The sequence below is a fragment of the Allobosea sp. 05T433 genome (assembly GCF_056396065.1).
In genome coordinates this window covers 67094-86578 of the sequence record NZ_JBFTKS010000029.1, presented here as the reverse complement: position 1 = coordinate 86578, position 19485 = coordinate 67094, and the positions used below count along the sequence as shown (strand labels likewise).

The following is a 19485-nucleotide window of genomic DNA, read 5'->3' as shown; positions in this document are numbered from 1 at the left end:
CGAGCCGGGAGGCATCGTCGATGCAGACATGGGCGAACTCCCAGCCCGCCCCGACGCTGCGGCCGGCGCTGCGATCCCCGGTGACGCGATGCCCCGGCTCCCTGAACCGGTTGAGCTTCTTGATGTCGAGATGGATCAGTTCGCCGGGGMGRGCGCGCTCGTAGCGGCGCGCCGGCTCGGCCGGGTCGAGGTCGCGCATCCGGCTCAGCCGCGCTCGTCGCAGGATCCGGCTCACCGTGGCCGGCGAGACCTGAGCCTGCTTGGCGATGGCCTGGCCGCTCAGCCGCTGGCGCCGCAGTGCGATGATCTGCTCGACCTGGCCTGCCGGCGTCGGGCGATGCAGCCGGCGCGGACGCGACGAGCGGTCCGCCAGCCCGGCCATGCCCTCGGCGGCGAAGCGGGCGATCCATTTATGGACGGTCTTGAGGCTGACGCGGGCCGCCTTGGCGATCACGCCAGAGGCCGTGCCTGCCGCCGCCATGCGCACGATCCGCTCTCGACCCAACTGCGTCAGACGGGCATTCTTATGGATGTTCATCCGGTCCTCCTTCGATGGAGACTGAAGCTTCGCAACCTCAGCTTCCTCGCTCGGGACCGGATGGACAACCTATTGAGAGCTCACATCTAGCCGACGCGGGCTGTGTCGAACTGGCCCGTCTTGCGGAAACGCCAGAGATAGGACGGCACGATGGCCTCGACCGAGGTCGGGGTGATTCCGATTCCCTCGAAGCAACGCCCCTCCGCCTTCGCCTGCTTCGAGACGACATTATCGATCTCGAGCAGCGTGACCTGATCACGCGTCAGCATCAGCTCGTCCGGCAGCAAGCCGAGCGTCAGGGTGTTGACGATTTCCAGAATGCGCGCCTGAAGCCGCGCCAGCGGGAACGGCAGCGACGCCAACACACGCTTGCGGCCGGTCACCTCGCAAACATAGGTCAGCAGCTCCTTGAAGCTCTTCACCTCAGGCCCGCCAAGTTCGTAGATTCGGCCGCCAGTGATCGTCCCGTCGATGGCGCGCGCCGCAGCCTCGGCGACATCGCCAACGAAGACAGGCTGGAACTTGGTCTCACCGCCGCCGATCAAGGGCAGGACAGGCAGCATCCGGGCGAGCGAAGCGAAGCGGTTGAAGAAGGAATCCTCCGGCCCAAAGACGATCGAAGGGCGCAGGACGATGGCCGAGGGAACCAACGACAGAACGGCAGCCTCGCCTTCTGCCTTGCTGCGGTCGTAGGCGGACCGTGATTCACGCGCGGCGCCAATTGCGGAAACCTGGACCAGACGGGTGATGCCGTGGGCAGCGCAGGCCTGCGCGACGGCACGAGCACCATTGGCCTGAACGGCCGAGAAGCTCTGCCGGCCGCCTTCCTGGAGAATGCCGACGAGGTTGATCACCGCATCCGCGCCACGCACCGCAGCAGCAACCGAATCGGGATAGCGCAGATTCGCCTGCACCGACATGATCTGCCCGACGGTGCCGAGCGGCTGCAGGAAACCGGCGAGATCGGGCCGGCGCACCGCGACGCGCACGCGGTATCCGCGCTTGACCAATGCACGCACGACATGGCGGCCGATGAAGCCGGAGCCGCCGAAAACCGTGATCAGCTGCGAGGACGGGGTCTGGGTGGCCATATTTCTCAAGCTCCGCCGAGGACTTGCCGCTGTCCTAGTGGATCGAACCTGCGCTGTGAAGGCGAACATTCCACAGATAGGCGCATGCCGGCTCGATATCCCCGTTGACAGCCTCCATCCGCCCCCGTAAACGAACCGCCGTTGCCCAGGTGGCGGAATTGGTAGACGCACCAGCTTCAGGTGCTGGCGCTCGCAAGGGCGTGGAGGTTCGAGTCCTCTCCTGGGCACCACTCGCTTCTCATATGCGCCTTAAGCGCTTGAGACAGCACAAGTTTCCTTCCGCATCATAAGTGATCTGCCGCCCAACCGGTGTAGACGGGCGGTGCATATGGTCCTTCGCGTTCCTCGCCCCACAAGGCGATCAGACAGCATAAATCACCAGTTCTGCGCTCACGTTCCCTGCGACCTTCAGGAGCGCCTGAAGGGACACGTCACGGTCCTGCCCCTCCCCGCTGATTCGTCAGGCCAGGAACTCATGATTCGCGCCACCTTTGGGCGTGTCGTGAGGTTTTCCCTAAGGACGCATGAGCGCTCGGTGGCAACCGCCCGCAACAGTGCAGCGGTGGGTCAGCTTGCAGCCCTCTACGCGTGCATCCGCAATGGCGATGTGAAGCCCGAGGAAGCCCAAGGAGTGCTTGTGGCGCCATGGGCAGCCATGAGGCCTGAAGGCGCTCAGGAGCCACCCCAGAGTCCTGTGCCCCCCTCGACTTCCCAGCCCAAGGCAAAGGTCACGCTCACAGGCATCCTTTTGGACTGGTGGGAGGAAGCACGCGCGGTGGGCAGAAAGCCCAGCACCTATGAGAGCTATAACGGTACCACAAATGGCCTTGTCAGCTTTCTCGGGCACGACGACGCCACACAGGTGACCCCTGAGCATGTCGTGGCCTTCAAGGACCACAGGCTGGCATCCATCAATCCCCGCACAGGGAAGCGCATCTCGGCAAAGACCGTGAAGGACAGCGACCTGTCGGCCCTCAAGACCCTGTTCGGCTGGGCAGTCAGCAATCGACGCCTCAGGAGCAACCCAGCACAGGGCATTACCATCAAACTCGGCAAGCGCAGGACAACACGTCCGAAGGGCTTTACCGATGAAGAGGCCCAGGCACTCCTCAGGGCCGCTGACGCACACCAGCGGGGCAATGAGCAGCCAAAGACCTTTGCTGCCAAGCGGTGGGTTCCATGGCTGTGCGCCTACACAGGCGCTCGCGTTGGCGAATTAGCTCAACTCCGCAAGGAGGACGTACGCAAAGCTGGGAGCCACTGGGTGATCCATATTAGCCCAGAGGCGGGGACGGTAAAGACCGATCAGGCTCGGGACGTTGTGCTGCATGAGCATCTTGTGGCCATGGGTTTCCCAGAGTTCGCCCGAGGCAGCAGAGCAGGCCACCTGTTCCTCACCCCAGCGAAGAAGGGTGGTGACGTTCTAGGGCCGCTCCAGGGCCTCAAGAACCGCCTAGCGGAGACTGCGAGAGAGACGGTCACAGATACCCGCGTTATGCCGAACCATGGGTGGCGTCATCGCTTCAAGACCGTGGCCCGTTCGGTGGGCATGGATAGTCGTGTGGTCGATGCGATCCAAGGCCACGCCCCTCGAACTGCTGGCGATGATTATGGGGATGTGACTGTGGCAGCCATGGCGCTCGCTATCGGTAAATTCCCAAGGCAACTCGGAGATCACAAAGAACTACAGGCCGCCTGATGGCTCCGGGTGAGGAGGGGTCGTGAGGTTAGCTAATGTCGAGCAACACCCTTCAAGCAATATAGTTTAAACTTAACACTTTTTGAGCAATATTGTTGCGTAGATCTGTATTGGCAACAGGAGACGCACGAGAGCCCATCAGGCGTATTGGCTGTTAGCTATATGCAATATCATGAAGCCGCTGTACGGGCATCCCTGAGTCTCCTGTGGGTGTTCTGGTTTATCGACTATGCTTGCCCAGCGGCTGCATAGGTCGAAGCGCGCTCACTCGTGGCCTTGGGGCTCTGAGGCCGGTTCTGTGTGTGCTCGGGGGCATCCTCATCATTCAGCCACGAGAGGAACAGAGCCCGCATGCGCTGTGAGGGGATGTACAGGGTGATCGGCTTCTCCTCCCTGATCTGACTGCGCCACACCCATTGGACCATCTCAGAGAGAGCAAAGGCGTCCTGATCAACGTCTATGCCGCGCTCTTGGAAATAGGCCACGATAGGAGGCTGGTGAAAGATGTTGCACAGGTAGGCCAGAGACCGCTTATGCCTATAGTCATTGGTGGCCTTAGCATTGCAGGGGATAAAGCCCTTGCGATACCTACCGCCTCTTAGTGCGCTCTTAGCCTTGGTAAAGGTGGTCCAAGCATTGTCATTGGCTTGCGTCTTGGCCACTGACTTAAAGAAGTGCTCAGTCGATGCCTTTATCTTGCTGAGGGTCGTGCCATCCTGCTTTGTGAACCACGTCGATGAGAACGGGTTGGCCTTGCCCACCCTGTTGCCATGCCTGTTTAGTGGCCCCTCATAAACCGTGATGAGCTTGCGCAGCTTGCCCTTCTTACGCCTCGACACCGCGTCATCAGAGCAGGGCACAAGCTCCTTGGTGTCGCTCAGTGTCATCAGCTCATACTCTAAGCCCTCGGCCTTGAGATACGATGCCATCAGAGAGCCACTGAACAGGTAGGTCAGAACAAACACGTCTTCAAAGGCGCTCAAGAACTCTGTAGGGAACTCCCAGATCATTACCTTCTGCCGAGACATGGCGAGGTTTCCATTGTCGCAGAGGTTCATGACCTTGTCGAACTTGCCCTTATAGTCATTGTTTTCCTTATGGTTCCATCGGACCTTGTTCGTCTTAGGCTCAACATAGATACGATTGTCACTGACGAGGATAGCTCTGTCAGCAACAGTAAGATCATCATAGATCGACACGCACTCAAGGGCCTCGTCAATCACAAGGATATAGCCCTTATCTCTGATCTTCCGGCATATCTCCCTAGTCAACATCTTAAACAGGGCATGAGTCGTGCAGATATTCTGGCCTTGGTCTACAAGGCTCTCTAGATGATAGAGTTTTCTACCCTGAACGGGGATAGGGTCACGAAAGTTGAGGTTAGGACATTCCTTAGTGATACGATCAACCTCAGAGAGGAGTGGAGCGACATATAGGAACTTAGGGCGCTCAATGGTCTCATTGTTAAACCTCTCACCAAGGTAATTGGTATGCGTTGCCTTCATGTATTTGATCATGAAGTTAGTCTTTCCAGACCCCATAATGGAGTCGATAACGGTAATCAATTATTGGTCCTTTAGTGTTTGGTGCATGGGCCTTGTGAAGGTAGAAAGTAACTACCTCTTCTTTTAACAAATGGCCTTATAAGCCATTGAAATTCCATGCGTTCTAGATTTTGACTCCAGTTTTGAATGGCATAGAACTGGAGCGACATTGGTATCTGTGGTCTAGTGGCTATCAATTTTTGTGAATTGCACCATGTAGATAGCTCTTCGGAAGCTAATCTAGAAGCCATGCATTGCTTTGTGTTCCTCCCAGGTTCTGTGATGCTTTGTCCTGAGCCTGCTTAAGGCGCTCTCGGCTCCGTCCATTGGCTCGCACATAGAACTCATAGAACGGCGCGATCTGTTCTAATCGATACCGTGTGGGTCCCTGAAGCGTTTAATGATCATGATCGTTATCATATCTCTGTTCATAAAGAAAGAGACCCTTGGATTTCTCCAAGATGACCATAGGTTTGCTTATCTTTTGTGGTCACTATTCCCTGTATGCGGCTCTCATGCTAACCTCATGCCTAAGGTATCAGTGTCATTTATAGTCTTATTGTCTTCTCCAGTGTTTCGTTAGTTGTGGGGTAGGCTCTTCGCTCAGGTCCCCCCGGCGACTTCGCGACAACAAAAAAGAGCCTGCGATTGCTCGCGAGCCCCCTGAGGTCGTGGGTGCCTCTTGGCGGTCTTGGGGAGGCGAACCTCTCTATAGGGAGGCAAATACGAACCTAAAGGGCCTCAAGCGCTTGATGACGAAGGGAAATCAGCCAAACATTTTCCAGGGCCCTGAAAGCCGCCTCAAATCGAGGGTTTCCCCACTCGGCGCATGCGGTCCTGGGAGCCCGCAAGCTCAGCCTGCTCACCAAGGCCTCATGCTTCTAATGATGCCCAGGCCTCAGCCCAAAGGGCCAATGAAAGCTTATCCGCCGCGAGCGACCCGGAGCGTGATCAAGGGAGGACATCTGTCTATAGGTGGGCAACGAGCGGCCTTAAGACCCCTAAGCTTTTGAGAACGCCATGGAATCAGGGGAACTTTCGGCGCCCTGAAATGCACCTTCAAGGTGGGACTGCATCGCCCGAGGCGAGTCTTGCGGAGGACGTACCCTCTCTAATGTGTCACCAAAAATCAACTTGCAGGGCTTAAGCCTCTGAAGACGCAAGGGAACTTCTGAGGGCGCTTGACTGGAGCGGGCCAAACACGCAAGCAGTTCCCAAGGCGGGTATGGGGCATATCGTGGTTCAGCTTAAGTCGTTTGCGTGCGCCGCCATTATAGCGGCTGTGGGTTTTCCAACCGTGGCATTCGCTGCGCCGGAATCACTCTCCTGTGTTCAGCAATCGCGTCAAATGTGCGAGCAGGAGCGAGGCTGCAAGCATCTGAATGATGTAGCCCCGAATCAATGGTTCTTCGAGATCGATGCGCAGGCGGGTAAGGGCAGGGTCCGACGCTGCTCTGGAAGCACCTGCTCCTCACCGTTCGCCATCGTTGTTCGTGGCTCGATCAATGGCGAGGTATCTGCTTGGGAGCCAATAGCCAACGAGGCTTTCGCGCTCTCGCCCGACAGGCGGCAATTCACGCATTCGCTCACGGGTGCGAGAGGTAATGGCGGCMACGTAGTTAGTGAATTTGGTTACTGCGCTCGTGGCTGACGATTGAAGCAAGCCGTCGCATGATGCGAACATGGGTGACTACATCTTTGGGTATCTCACTGAGGTCCTCTTTTCCAAGCTATCAGGACTTTGTGAGCATGCCGTGCAACCACAACACTAACATCATGTTTCGTTGTTCCCTATTATAGCCAAGCGTCACCATAGCTCTATCGCCCGTATCTAATAGGTCTCTCTGGCTAAATCCTACGGTTGATTTATCTGAACCTATTACCTTCATCACATCCTTATCGATCATGATCGATGAAAGATGTAGGGCGTAGCAATATTGAGCTGTCCTTAATTCCTTCTTTCTTTCGAATATGCTGTAGCACTGCAGTACGGAATCTCGAAGCCCTGCCATTCCCGCCTTTTGATGTTGCTTATACGCATTGTTGCGGGCGCGGATGTATGTGGATGGTGCCTCGTCAAGAAGCGGAACGCTTTGTGCTTGAACAGTGCCGGACGCGAGAATGATCGCGAGCGCTGCGATAATTGCCTTCATGCCGACCTGCCCCCCCCCTTTAGCCTAGGCGACGCTAGCGGCAGCGTTGCCTCAGGGATAGTCAGTGGGAGGTCCATTTCCCCAACATGGTTTCGGATGATCGCTCGTTGACAAAGCTCGCTGATTCCATATCATTTGTGTCAATGTTCGTAGACATAAACGAGACACACATGGCCAATGGTCGCTTCGTTGCCTACTACCGGGTTTCCACAGACAAGCAGGGCAGGAGTGGTCTTGGCCTTGAGGCTCAGGTGGAAGCCGTTCGCCAGCATCTTAATGGAGGCCAATGGTCCCTGGCCGCTGAGTTCACCGAGGTTGAGAGCGGCAAGGACAACGGGCGTCCCGAGCTTCATAAGGCCATCAGTGCCGCCAAGCTCTACGGGGCTAAGCTGATCATCGCCAAGCTGGACCGACTGGCCCGCAACGTCGCCTTCGTCAGCAATCTCATGGAAAGCGGCGTCGAGTTCATCGCTGTGGACTTCCCTCAGGCCAACCGTCTCACGATCCACATCCTTGCTGCTGTGGCTGAGCACGAGGCGTCCATGATCTCTCAGAGGACCAAGGCTGCCCTTGCGGCTGCTAAGGCTCGCGGAACAAAGCTAGGTGGCAATCGTGGCGCTGTGATCGATCACGAGGCCCGCAAGGTCTCTGCGGTCGTCAGGGGAGCCAAGGCCAAGGACCGGGCATCTCACATCCTCCCCATCATTGAGGAGCTTAAGACCTCAGGCATCGCGTCCCTTGGCGGCATCGCAAGAGAGCTTACGGCCCGTCGCGTCCCCACAGCACGAGGGCTGACCACATGGACCCCTGCCGGTGTCTCTCGCGTGATTGAGAAGGCCACAGCCTATTATCTGCGGCGTCCGTCGAGCAATTTGTAAGCTTCGGCGAAAGCGGCCGCATTTTTGGCGTCCCAAACGGCCATCGCCGTCATCAATTCCTTGAGCCGCGCTTCCTCCGTGTGAGTCCTCGCCACCTTTGAGAGGCTCTGCATCTCTTCTAAGGCAGCGCCGTATTCGTCCATGGTAGTGATCGAAAGAGGGTCCATCATGGCCTAACCGGCTCAACGCCTTCGTGTTCCCTCGCTCGTCATTCGTCGCCGCCTATCCGCCGAGGGTAGCGTCTCTTGCGTGCTGGAGAAAGGCCACGGCCTAGGCGCTTAATGTCCGAATGCCCTGAGGTATCTGAGGACGTATGCTCGCCTCGGTGCGCTGGCCTTGCGCTAGGCTCAGGCTGACCACGGCGCGGCTCAGGGGCCCTCTTGGGCACGCGAGGACTTAGAGTCCCCTTTTGGGTCCCTCCAGCGAGCAATTCGATCCCCAAACGAAACATTGGGGCTTCAAAAAAGGGGCTAAAGGTCTCGTGGTGTTGTTAGGCCTTACCAAGCAGAGCCGTTGATTTCTGGGTGCTCGTGGCCCCCCTCTGCTGCCGGCCGAGTTCGATAGCCTTCGATAGCGTTACCCAGGAGCTCGTGACGGTGTAGGGGTGTAAGAGCACCTGCGCATCTGTAACATCAACAGCTTGGCCACGCGCAACGACACAATCCGGCGACGTAGCGACGCGATCCTCTTCGACCTCTAGTCCGGCTGCTGGCAGGCGAATGATGGCACCGTTGACGAACGTCGATGCCCCAATCCAATTGGCCGCCGAGCGCCAGTTCACGGTGAAGAAAACACCGCTTGCAGCATGTTCCATGTACGATTTTTGACCCCAACTCTTCGGGTGCCGCGCTGGAATGAGCCCTTCTCGCGCGATGTTGACCAAGCGGCTCTTCAATGTCCCGTGGAATAGGTATTGATGGCGTCGGGCCGCGACCTTTGCGCGAAGTGCTAGAAGCAACCCAGTCGACCGAGAGCACGATCCAGTGGACTTCGCGAGGATCATCTTTCTTACGGAGATCGGAGGGAGAGCGGCCTCGATCATCTGAACCAATTCAGGTTCCAGCGCCCGATTGGACCCGCGCCACCTTGCCTCTTCCACTAGAGCTTGGTTTCCTTCGGGGTCGTGGGTCGGGTTTGCGGCCGCCTCGACACACTCTGCCATCAACTCATCGTTTGCCATTGCGGCTAGCACTTCCGATCTCACTATCCGCCTCCAATCTGTCGTCACTCCAGCTAGGGCGGTCCGGCCCCCGCGGCATTAGGGCTCCGCAGAACCCAAGGTCGTTGCTACTGAATGGCATAGCCTTCGGGAGGTACATGCCACAGAAGTAGTCCAATGCTTTAGTGCGCCGCCAAGATTTCAAGCAGATCGGCCATGAGCTTATGCCCCTTAGGTGTCAGAAGATACTCATGATCCCTCAAGCTGTGAGCCGAGACGTCCCTATCAACCAGACCGAGAGGCTCGTCTTTGACGCGGGCCTTGGGCCCGATCTCAAGGAGTAGTCTCGACATCACAGGCTGAATGGTGCCCAGCACCTGAGCATAGGCCGTAGGGGCCCTTACCGGACTGGAGAACAACGGCAAGGAATGCTGCCATATACGAAGACGTTATCCGCTGATCGACCTTCCTGAAGGCCTCAATGATGGGCATGCACTTCTTGAGAGCGATTGCGTCCTCATCAGAGAGGTCGTGATTACTTGCGTGGTTCATAAATTACCCCTGTTGGATAGGCGATGCCATTGGACCAATCCAACTGTTTTAAGAGGGCCGAACGATATATTTCCCAAGGCTTACCGACGAAGGCCTCTTATGCGCCTGATGCTGGCTTTCGACAGCGAACCTTGTGGGCGTGGGTCGAGGAGTAAACCTGCTCATCCGGGATAGCCCCAAGGACCCCTCAGCGGCCTCTTGACGGTGTGGTATTTGAACGGTGTAGAAGTGCGTCAGCGGCAGGCTTCTGGCGCGTTAGGAAACTTAGGGGTCTTTGAGCACTCGACAGGCCGTTGACAGCCTCCATCCGCCCCCGTAAACGAACCGCCGTTGCCCAGGTGGCGGAATTGGTAGACGCACCAGCTTCAGGTGCTGGCGCTCGCAAGGGCGTGGAGGTTCGAGTCCTCTCCTGGGCACCACTCTTTATCGCTTCGGCGCCGAAGAGTTTGGTTTTGTAAAGACTTGTGGCCGACTGCCTTCAGCAGGCGGCTCTACAAAGGTCGATTGCAAGACCACCCCCCCTCGCTACCAAGAGGGGGTATGACGACATGATGATCCGGGCGCCCGCCGACCTCTTCAAGGTCGCGCGCGGCTGCACCGTGACGCTGCCATCAGCATCCATTTCGAGACCATCGCCAACGCCGCCAACGTCCCGGTGCAACCGCGGATCAGGGGCACAGCGCCGTCCGACGATGAGACTGTCATGGCCGGAGCACGCTTCGTCTACGCTCTGCAGCCCTTCATCTCCTCACGGCGCCGTAAGCGGAGCAAAACCCGTCGAGAGATCGTGCCCCGCATATCCATCACGACGGGAAACGCCCTAACGTCGCGTCATTGATTCGGCTGACGAGCGGCATTGCCGCATGTTGAGGGGCGACGGGACTATGCTTCGAGGGGAAGCCAAGCGCACAGCGCTTGGGTTGAGGACGGCGCGCGCGCTTGTCGCGGCCGGTGTGGCAGCCTGCTGGAGCCTGGCGCCCCATGCGGCACAGGCGGCAGAGAATGGCACCGGTTTCTATCTCCTCGGCGGTCGCGGGCCGATGGCGGGATATCTGCCTCCGCCCGGATTCTATTTCGAAAGCGACACCTATTCCTACGACGCCAAGCTCGATGCGCGGAAATCGCTTCCGACGGGCGGCAGGGTCATCGCGAATGTGCGCAGTCAGGCGCGTGCCGACTTCCTGAATGGCACCTGGGTGACGCCGTGGCAGGCCTTTGGCGGCAATCTGGCGGTGGGCGCCGTCCTGCCCGTCGGGCGTGTCGCGGTCTCGGCAGGCGTCGAACTCGATTCGCCGCGCACGAACACGGTCGTCGGACGCTCGCTCCGCGACAAGGCGACCATCGTCGGCGACCCCGTCCTGTCCGCCACATTGGGATGGCATTCCGGCAAGTTCCACTGGAGCACGACGGCGCTCGTCAATGTGCCAGTCGGCGACTATCGCAATGGGCAGCTCGCCAACCTCGCCTTTCATCGCTGGGCGAGCGATCTCTCCGGCGCCCTGACCTGGTTCGATCCGGAAACGGGCATTGACCTCTCCACAGCGGTCGGCGTGACCTTCAACGGCACCAATCACGCGACGGACTACCGGACAGGTACCGAGTTTCACGTCGAATGGGCCGCGTCGAAGGCTATCACCAGCGCGATTTCGGCCGGCATCATCGGCTACCACTATCAGCAGGTTACGGGTGACAGCGGCGCCGGCGCCCAACTCGGCGCCTACAAGGGACGGACCACGGCCCTGGGTGGAACGATCGCGTATAATTTCGAGATCGGCAAAACGCCGATCTCGGCGCGCATCAAGGTGCTGCGCGAGTTCAGCGTGGAGAACAGGGCGCGCGGGACGGTGGGTCTGCTCACGGTGTCACTCCCCCTCACCGCGTCTCGATAGCCAATAGACGAACGGCCGCGCCGGTCTTGCCAGCGCGGCCGTTCAGAGTTTCAGCTTGCAGGCCTCCCCCTTCGGGCCGCCGGCTTATGCAGCGGGCCGAAGGTCCGAACTTTCCTGCCTGCTCGTTCCCGCCTGCTACTTGGCGAATTCGAGCGCCGGCGGCGTCAGGTTGATCTTGAACGGCGCAACCCGCAGGGCCTTCGCATCCAGATCGAAGCTGTTCAGATCGACCGCACGCAGGACCTGATCCTTGTAGCCCTTGATGTAGTATTTCTTGGCCCGCAGGTCGGCGACCGAGGTCCACTGGGTGTATTCGAGCTCACCGCCCTTCGCAGCCGAGTCGATGAAGCCGATCGGGATATCGAAATTGTTCATGATGTGCTCGACAAGGCGCACGGTCTGCGGACCATCGGCAAGCTGCTTCGCCGACGCGGCATAGCCGAGCGCACGAATGAAGCGCGAGGGCGGCGTCGGGTCGCCCGGGATGCCGAGCAAGCCGGAGCCCTGACCGAACGGCGCAAACGTCTTCCCACCGATCTTCAATGGGTCGGCCGAGACCGGCGACATCTTCACATAGTTTCGGATGTTGTTGAGGTGCCAGTCGAAGGGCGGCGAATTGGTCAGGACGCCCATCGGGTTGTCATAGACCTTCAGCTTCCCGTCGATCGGCTCGATGACGATCGAGGCGCCGGTCGCATCATGGATCGGAAAATGGAAGGGCAAGGTGAAGTTCACGATCGGCGCAGGCAGATCGATGATCGCAGTCTTGTCGAGCGCCGCCTTCACCTCGGCAACAGTCGAGAAATTCGACAGCACCCAGCTCAGGAACTCCCACGGTGCCAGCGCGGTGCGCCCATCGGCCTTCTCAGGCGGCGTATAGCTGGCGAAATCGGGGAAATAGAGCGCGCCACCGGCGAGCCCCTTCTCGTTCATGCCGTCCGAGACGAAGGGCTGGCCGAAGCTCATGACGCCGACAAAGGCATAACGCGCCGTCCATTTGATGCCGGGCACATTGCTCGGGCGCGTCCCGACGAACTCGTAGTTGCGCGGCACGACGACGACATCGGACTGGGTCTCGATCGCGTATTCCAGCGTGCGGCCATAGACCGGCGTTCCATCCGCCGCCATCAGAAGTATATTCGTGCAGGCCTGAACCGGCATCACCCCGGCCATCAGGCCGGCCATCAGGCCGGCCAGCGCGGCCGCGATGCCCCGTTTAACAAATCCCCAACCGCCCAGACGCATGCCACGTTTCTCCAAGGTAAGCGGCTGTCTTGTTAGGCGGGCGGGAGCCCAATAATCGTGAAGGGCTCCGGTCAACGCTCAACTTTTGAGCGAAAAGAACAAAGTCAGTAAACCTGCACTTAATGCCGACGCCCCCCGCCTGAATGGCGCCAGGGGGCGCCGGATCGCACAGGCTCAGAACAGGAATTCATCGACATCCGCTTCTGCAGGCACGGCGACCGGCGCACGCGCCCCGGTCACTACCCCGCAAGCCTCGAGCACGGCGGTATGGATCTGGCGTTCCGCCGCCATGGTGTAGTTCGGCCAGATTTCCTGCTCGATGAAATCCCCGACCCGCGCGCGCAGATGCGTCTCCGGCAGTTGTGCGCCGGCAGCGCGCAGCAGTTCATGCGCCGCCCCCGTGATGAGATCACGCATGGCTCCGGTGCTCGAGAAGGACAATCCGGCCTGCTCGATCACGGCGCCGAACCGTTCTCCCTCCCGCAGCAGCTCGTCCAGGCTCGCACCGAGCCGGTCGCCGCTATGGCGCATGGTTGCGAGCGAGCTGCGCATCGTCAGGTCGCGCGAGGCGAAATAGGCAGCGTCGAGCCTCCCCTCGCATTTGAGCACCGATGAGGCGGCCTGCATCTGCGTGAAGGCTGGAGTCAGCTTGCGCGAATCGGTCGACACTTGATCGGCCGCGAACTTCAACTCCTGCGCAATCACCACGAGACTGCGCCCACCGGTGCCGATACGAGCCGCGCGCAGCCCTGCATTCATGCCGATCAGGACGATATTCGCAGCGGTCGCAGCAAGCGCCTCGACCGTGCCCTGGCAGGTGTCGAGAACGCTCGCCACCGCTTCGGTGACGCGATCGACGCCCGCACGGGCGATGTCGCATCGGCCCAGCAGCACTGAGGCCTCGGCGAGGTCAGCCTCCAGCTCCACCAGGAAGGATGCGGCCCCGCCATTGCCGCCGCGATAGAGCGACCTGACGAGATCGATCAGCTGCGTGGTCTCGCGGTCGAGCAGGATCAGCGCGCTGTTGATCTCTTCGACATCGGGACCGAGCGCTCCTGACGCTGCTTCAAGCTGCGCCGACTGAAGCCGGAGCAGCACGTTGACACAGGCGGCGCGTGTCTCGCCGTCCTCGTCGCCGACCGCTCCCGGCGCCTCACCCAGGCGCAGCCCGGAAATGGCATGCTCCAGCCTCTGGCGCATACTGTCACCGGACTGGAGAGCGATGATGGCGCCTCCGGTCGCCAATGTGATGCGGCCCGAGATCGCGGCAGCCTCTTCCGTCAGCGCGACGCTGCGGCTCTGGCGCTCGATGACCTCCGCCAGCGTCTGGCCGAGCTTGCCCGCCAGGGCTGCCAGGGATCTGCCATAGCGTCCTTCGAATTCGCGCTGCGCCGTCAGTGCGGAATCAAGAAGGCTGCAGAGCTGCGCCTGGTCGCGCGCGCAGCGCTCGATCGTGCGTTGGGCCTGCGTAGTCAGCGTGCCGATCTCGCCGGCGAAGTCGCCGAAATCGCTCCCGACCATCGGAATGGAGATCGCCTCGATCCGCGCGCTGCGTGCGAGGATGGTGATGAGCCGCATATGCTCGAGCAGCCGTTCCAGGGCCTGAGAGGCGTTGTGGCTGTGAATCGACAGATCCTGAAGCGCGCTGGTTTCGGCGGAAAGGTCGTCGTTCAGCGTGCGCAGCTCGCCGGCGAGACGATGCAGCGCCGTACGGGCCTGTTCGATCTCGCTGCCTGCGAGTTCGCTCGACAAGGCCGCGAGCTGCTCGTTCAGTGCCTGGAACAGCGTCAGGCCCTCGCCAAGCTGCTGCCCGGCCGTGGCGAAGGTCACATCGATCGCGCGCGCATTCGCATCGAGCGACTGGATCAACCTCGGTAGTCCTTCGTTATTCCGGAACATTCTGCCCCCAACGCATTGCGATTCAGCCCTCAGGCGGTTTGGGCGATCTCGCCTGCCCCGCCGCGCCCGAGATGCGGCCAGGCCATGATTTCCTGCGGGACCCGCGCAAGGCCGACCACGCGCTGGGCTGCGCCAAGCTCGATGGCTTCCTTCGGCATGCCGAAGACGACGCAACTCTCCTCGTCCTGCGCGAGCGTGTGCGCGCCGGCCTTGCGCATTTCGAGCAGCCCGCGGGCACCGTCGTCGCCCATGCCGGTCATGATCAGGCCGAGTGCGTTGGCACCGGCATACTGGGCCGCCGAGCGGAACAGCACATCGACGGACGGGCGGTGACGCGAGACATGCGGGCCGTCCTTGATGGCGACGCGATACTGCGTGCCGGAGCGCTGCAGGAGCATGTGACGATTTCCCGGCGCAATCAGGACGCGGCCGGCGCGAAGCTCGTCGCCATCCTCGGCCTCCTTGACCTCGACCGCGCAAATGCCGTTCAGCCGCCGGGCAAAGGCGGCGGTGAACTTTTCGGGCATGTGCTGCACCACCGCAATGCCGGGGCATGTGACCGGCAGGGCGGTGAGAACCTCCCGCAGGGTCTCGGTCCCCCCGGTCGAAATCCCGATGCAGACGATGCGATCCGTCTCGCTACGGACACGTCCCGGGACCGGTGGCGGCATGATGACATCCGCAGTCAGCTTCTTCTCGACGGGCAGGCGGGCCTGCCTGGGGCGCAGCCGCGCCTGCGCGGCCGCCCTGACGGAGTGCCTGAGCCGGTCAGCCGTCTCGATCAGGGCGTTGCGCGTGTCGATACGCGGCTTTGGCAGCACGTCGACCGCGCCGGCTTCGAGCGCATCGAACAGCGCCCGCGATCCCGCCTCGGTCAAGGTCGAGCAGATGATCACCGGGATCGGCCGCTGCGCCATGATCTTGCGCAGGAAGGTGAGCCCGTCCATGCCCGGCATCTCGATGTCGAGGATCATGACATCGGGCAATTCGTTCTGCAGGCGGCGCACGGCGGCAAAGGCATCGGCCGCCGTTCCCATCACCTCGATGCCCGGATCGTCGTTCAGGATCGAACTGAGGACCTGGCGCACCGAGGCGGAATCGTCGACGATGAGCACGCGGATCGGTGGGCGGGTCATGCTGCTGACATCCTGGGCGCGGCGGGATCGGCCTGATAGACGGTCGGGACGACCTGCTGCAGTCCGGCAATGCCACTGCCCGCCATCGATTCGGAATGGCCAAGCATCAGGTAGCCGCCGGGGCGCAGATGCGACACGAGGCGTTCGATGACGGCCCTCTGAGTCGGCCCGTCGAAATAGATCAGCACGTTGCGGCAGAAAATGACGTCGACGTCCCGGTCGAATGGATAGCTCTCATCCATCAGGTTCAGGCGCTCGAAATGGACCTTTCGGCGCAGCTCCGGCGTGACCCTGACGACGTCCTGCCGCGGATCCTTCGATCTCATGAGATAGCGCTGCTGCAGGGCCAGCGGCACCGGAGCGACGAAGGGGCGCGGATAGATGGCCGCTCTCGCCTCGCGCAGGACCTCCGTCGAGATGTCGGTACCCAGGATCGAGAAGCGGATCGGTCTGGCGGCATTCACCAGGTCCTGCAGCACCATCGCAACCGTATAGGCTTCCGCCCCTGTCGAGCAGGCAGCGCTCCAGACCTTCAGGCCAGCCGGAAGCGAGCCATGCCGCCGCAGCAGCTGCGGCACGGCGACATTGCGCAAAAACTCGAAATGGCTCGGCTCGCGAAAGAAATCGGTCTTGTTGGTGGTCACGCAATCGATCAGGTGAACAAGCTCGTCGTCGAGTCCGCCGCGCTCGAACAGATGGGCGCCGTAGCCGGACACCCCCGCCAGGCCAAGCGCGCGGGCGCGCTTGCGCAGCCTCCCCTCGACCATGGTGCGCTTCGTCGGCGGCAACTTGATGCCAACGCGGCTCTCGATGATCGCGGCGATGGCCGAGAAATGCTTGTCAGCCAGATAGTCCGAGGAATGCGACATCGTTGGCCCCATCGGTCTCAGGCTGCCTTACCGGCGGCGAGATCGGTCAGGGGGAGGCCGTCGGCTTCCATCAGGCGCTCGAGATCGAAGACGACGATGAAGGCTTCACCCTTGCGCCCGATCCCGGCGATGTAGTTCGACTGCCAGCGACCGCCGACATCGGGAGCGGCTTCGGTCTGGTCGGCGTCGAGACCCGTGACCTCGAAGACCCGATCGGCGACGAAGCCGACGCCCAGCGTCCGGCCCTTGACCGGCACATCCAGAATGATGATGCGCGTCGCGTCGGTCGGCTCCGTGCGCGGCAGCCCGAGCTTGGTCCGCAGATCGACGATCGGGTAGCCGGCGCCGCGGACATCGATCATGCCGAGCAGGAAGGCCGGCGCATGTGGCAGCTTCGATATCGGGCGCATGTCGAGAATCTCGCGGACATTGCGGATATCGATGCCGAAGAGCTCCTGATCGATGCCAAGGGTCAGGTATTGGGCGGTGTCGGCCATGGAAGACTCGCGATGCGGCTAGGGAACCAGGCGGATTGGAGGGCAGCAGGACCGGCCCCGCCTCCTGGGCGGGGCCGGTATCCGCTCAGGCGCGGTGGAACGCGGCGTCGTGCTGATCCTCGCCGCCATCTATGTCAAAGGCGAAGCCGCCATTGACGACCTTCTTGGCCGGGCGCAACCCGGAGACAGGCGCCTTCTTCGGCTGGATCGCCGTCGCCATGGCCGTGGCCTTGCCGCGCAGCTGGGTGACCGCCCTGTCGACACCAACCGGGCGCTGACTGTTCTTGCGCGTGCTGCCTTCATCGAGCCGGAAGAAGGCGATCGTGGCCTGCAGCGTCTCGGCCTGAGCCGAGAGCTCCTCGGAGGTCGCGGAGACCTGTTCGGAGGCGGCTGCGTTCTGCTGCGTCACCTTGTCGAGCTGCTGGATCGCCTGATTGATCTGGGCAGCGCCGACATCCTGCTCGCGGCTGGCGGAGGTGATCTCCTCGACCAGCTCGGCGGTCTTCTTGATATCAGGCACCAGCCTGGCCAGCATGGAGCCGGCTTCCTGCGCGACCTTGACCGTATCGGCCGACAGCGTCCCGATTTCCGCCGCAGCCGCCTGGCTGCGCTCGGCGAGCTTGCGCACTTCCGAGGCGACCACCGCGAAGCCCTTGCCATGCTCGCCGGCACGGGCTGCCTCGACCGCCGCGTTCAGCGCCAGCAGATCGGTCTGACGGGCGATCTCCTGGACGATGTTGATCTTGGCGGCAATGGTCTGCATCGCGTCGACCGCCTTGCCGACGGCAACGCCGCTCGCTTCGGCATCCTTCGCCGACTGCGAGGCCATCTTCTCCGTCTGGCTGGCATTCTCGGCGTTCTGCTTCACATTGGCCGCCATCTCCTCCATCGATGAGGAGGCTTCCTCGGTCGAAGAGGCCTGCTCGGTCGAGCCTTGCGAGAGCTGTTCGGCGCTGGCCGACAGTTCCTGGCTGCCCGAAGACATGTTCTCGGCAGCACTCGTCACCTGCCCGACGACATCACGCAGCTTCTCGACCATGTTCTCGAGAGCGATGCCGAGCGTGTCCTTCTCCGACAGCCTCTTGGCCTCGACCGTGAGGTCACCATTGGAGATCGCGTTGGCGACAGCGGCCGTGTCGTTGAGATTTGCCGTCATCGTGTTCAGCGCGGTGACGAGATCGCCGATCTCATCCTTGCTCTTCACCGAGATCGACTGTCCGAGGTCGCCGATCGCAACCGCATTGGCGAGACCGACCGCGCTCGACAGGCCGCGGCTGATCGCAAGGGCGATCCAGGTGGCGGCGATGATGGCGATCAGCAGCGAGCCCAGAATGATGCCGATGAGCAGCGTCTTGGCGAAGGCCGCCTGTTCGCTTGCTTCCTTGGCCGCCGCCGCGGCGGACTGCTTGATGAAGTCGGTATACTCATCGAGCCCCGCCATCATCTCGGTGACGGCTTCGCTGCCTTCGCCCATCGAGATCGTGCTGGCCTTGATGTTTCCCGCCTCGCCCGCGACGGCTGCGATCCGAAGCGCCGAATCGATACCCTTGTCGAAGGCGGCAAGCATGTTTGCCGGCGACACTCCCTGCTCCGCGATGGGGGCCGCAGTCTTGGCGAGCGCAGCGCGAACGTCGCGAGCCTGCACTTCGGCAGATTTTTGCAGCTTCTCGACATCGGCAACGGTCGTCGCGCCGAACAGCTGCCCGATCGACCGCGTCAAGCGCAGCCATTCCAGCCGCACCGACTGGAAATCGAGAGCCAGCCGCAGCGCCTCGGGCGAAGCGGACGGTTTGGCGAGCTCGCTCAGGAGCGCCGTCGAGGCGACCGTCACGCCCTGGATGAGCGGCGTCATCTCGCTGATCCAGAGTTCCGCAGCACGATTGTTCGAGTTCAGCTTGGCGTTGCGGATGACCTCGTCCTGCGCCGCGAAGAAGCGATTGATCTTCGGCGTCAGAGCCTCCCAGCGGCGCTTGCCGTCGTCGCTGGCCTGAGCCTGGATCCGCTCCTTCAGCTTCACGGCGTCGAGGCGGTTCTGGACGGCACTCGCCGCATGAGCGAGCGTTTCCTTGTCGGTTGCCGCCATGACGGCATTCTTTTCCGAGCGAACCGACCTGTTCATCATGCTGCGAACGTCGCTGATCTGGTCCAGCCGGTTGGTCCAATTGATCAGCACGTCCTGCGTCTCGGACATGTCGGACAGCCTCTGATAGGAAAGTCCGCCTGCCACCATGGACAGGGCAATGACCATGCCGAAGGCACCGGCCAGTTTAGTCTTGATCGTCAATCTCATAGTCAGTCCCCGATAAGCAACGTGAAGGGTGTCTTGCGCTGGATGG

General features: G+C 61.1%; 15 protein-coding genes and 2 tRNA genes. 5 read left to right on the top strand and 12 right to left on the bottom strand.

The features are described from left to right. Together AC1DGP_RS29040 and AC1DGP_RS29035 are read right to left on the bottom strand one after the other, a co-directional pair. A partial coding sequence (locus AC1DGP_RS29040) for a leucine zipper domain-containing protein (RefSeq protein WP_476832804.1) occupies positions 1–538 on the bottom strand: 538 nt, incomplete at its 3' end. 86 nt (positions 539–624) lie between these two features. Beyond that, a complete protein-coding gene (locus tag AC1DGP_RS29035) occupies positions 625–1629 on the bottom strand; it encodes a complex I NDUFA9 subunit family protein (protein ID WP_441490246.1) in 1005 nt (334 codons plus the stop codon). 143 nt (positions 1630–1772) lie between these two features. Between AC1DGP_RS29035 and AC1DGP_RS29030 the strand changes: the two genes are divergently transcribed. Both AC1DGP_RS29030 and AC1DGP_RS29025 read left to right on the top strand, forming a co-directional pair. After that, a tRNA-Leu gene (locus AC1DGP_RS29030) sits at positions 1773–1859 on the top strand. A gap of 305 nt (positions 1860–2164) precedes the next feature. Next, complete coding sequence (locus tag AC1DGP_RS29025; RefSeq protein ID WP_476832803.1) at positions 2165–3328, top strand: tyrosine-type recombinase/integrase; 1164 nt, start codon at positions 2165–2167, stop codon at positions 3326–3328. Positions 3329–3555: 227 nt separating this feature from the next. On the opposite strand, the gene AC1DGP_RS29020 is transcribed toward AC1DGP_RS29025, so the two are convergent. Next, complete coding sequence (locus AC1DGP_RS29020) at positions 3556–4893, bottom strand: DEAD/DEAH box helicase family protein (RefSeq protein WP_476832802.1); 1338 nt, start codon at positions 4891–4893, stop codon at positions 3556–3558. A 1712-nt stretch (positions 4894–6605) separates the two neighbouring features. Next, the gene (locus tag AC1DGP_RS29015) at positions 6606–7025 is read right to left on the bottom strand and encodes a hypothetical protein (protein ID WP_476832801.1); all 420 of its coding nucleotides are present in this window, start codon (positions 7023–7025) and stop codon (positions 6606–6608) included. A gap of 170 nt (positions 7026–7195) precedes the next feature. Between AC1DGP_RS29015 and AC1DGP_RS29010 the strand changes: the two genes are divergently transcribed. Then, positions 7196–7903, top strand: a complete 708-nt coding sequence (locus AC1DGP_RS29010) for a recombinase family protein (protein ID WP_476832800.1) — start codon at positions 7196–7198, stop codon at positions 7901–7903. On the opposite strand, the gene AC1DGP_RS29005 is transcribed toward AC1DGP_RS29010, so the two are convergent. Together AC1DGP_RS29005 and AC1DGP_RS29000 are read right to left on the bottom strand one after the other, a co-directional pair. After that, the gene (locus AC1DGP_RS29005) at positions 7873–8073 is read right to left on the bottom strand and encodes a hypothetical protein (protein ID WP_476832799.1); all 201 of its coding nucleotides are present in this window, start codon (positions 8071–8073) and stop codon (positions 7873–7875) included. The two genes, AC1DGP_RS29010 and AC1DGP_RS29005, sit on opposite strands and share 31 nt — an antisense overlap. Positions 8074–8393: 320 nt before the next feature. After that, entirely contained in the window at positions 8394–8786 is a 393-nt protein-coding gene (locus AC1DGP_RS29000) for a hypothetical protein (protein ID WP_476832798.1), read from the bottom strand. Positions 8787–9946: 1160 nt separating this feature from the next. On the opposite strand from AC1DGP_RS29000, the gene AC1DGP_RS28995 reads away from it, so the two are divergent. Beyond that, positions 9947–10033 (top strand) — tRNA-Leu (locus AC1DGP_RS28995). A 465-nt stretch (positions 10034–10498) separates the two neighbouring features. Then, the gene (locus AC1DGP_RS28990; RefSeq protein WP_441507875.1) at positions 10499–11503 is read left to right on the top strand and encodes a SphA family protein; all 1005 of its coding nucleotides are present in this window, start codon (positions 10499–10501) and stop codon (positions 11501–11503) included. Positions 11504–11638: 135 nt separating this feature from the next. On the opposite strand, the gene AC1DGP_RS28985 is transcribed toward AC1DGP_RS28990, so the two are convergent. The 6 genes from AC1DGP_RS28985 to AC1DGP_RS28960 form a co-directional block, all read right to left on the bottom strand. Further along, entirely contained in the window at positions 11639–12748 is a 1110-nt protein-coding gene (locus AC1DGP_RS28985; RefSeq protein ID WP_476769382.1) for a linear amide C-N hydrolase, read from the bottom strand. A gap of 174 nt (positions 12749–12922) precedes the next feature. Continuing rightward, positions 12923–14647, bottom strand: a complete 1725-nt coding sequence (locus tag AC1DGP_RS28980) for a coiled-coil domain-containing protein (protein ID WP_441507873.1) — start codon at positions 14645–14647, stop codon at positions 12923–12925. Positions 14648–14676: 29 nt separating this feature from the next. After that, on the bottom strand, positions 14677–15783 hold the full coding sequence (locus tag AC1DGP_RS28975) for a protein-glutamate methylesterase/protein-glutamine glutaminase (protein ID WP_441490250.1): 1107 nt from the start codon (positions 15781–15783) through the stop codon (positions 14677–14679). Then, positions 15780–16652, bottom strand: coding sequence for a CheR family methyltransferase (locus AC1DGP_RS28970; RefSeq protein WP_441507872.1), 873 nt, complete (start codon positions 16650–16652; stop codon positions 15780–15782). The genes AC1DGP_RS28975 and AC1DGP_RS28970 overlap by 4 nt, the downstream gene beginning before the upstream one ends. A gap of 17 nt (positions 16653–16669) precedes the next feature. Then, a complete protein-coding gene (locus AC1DGP_RS28965; protein WP_441507871.1) occupies positions 16670–17149 on the bottom strand; it encodes a chemotaxis protein CheW in 480 nt (159 codons plus the stop codon). Positions 17150–17234: 85 nt separating this feature from the next. After that, positions 17235–19439, bottom strand: coding sequence for a HAMP domain-containing methyl-accepting chemotaxis protein (locus tag AC1DGP_RS28960; protein WP_441507870.1), 2205 nt, complete (start codon positions 19437–19439; stop codon positions 17235–17237). Positions 19440–19485 lie beyond the last annotated feature (46 nt).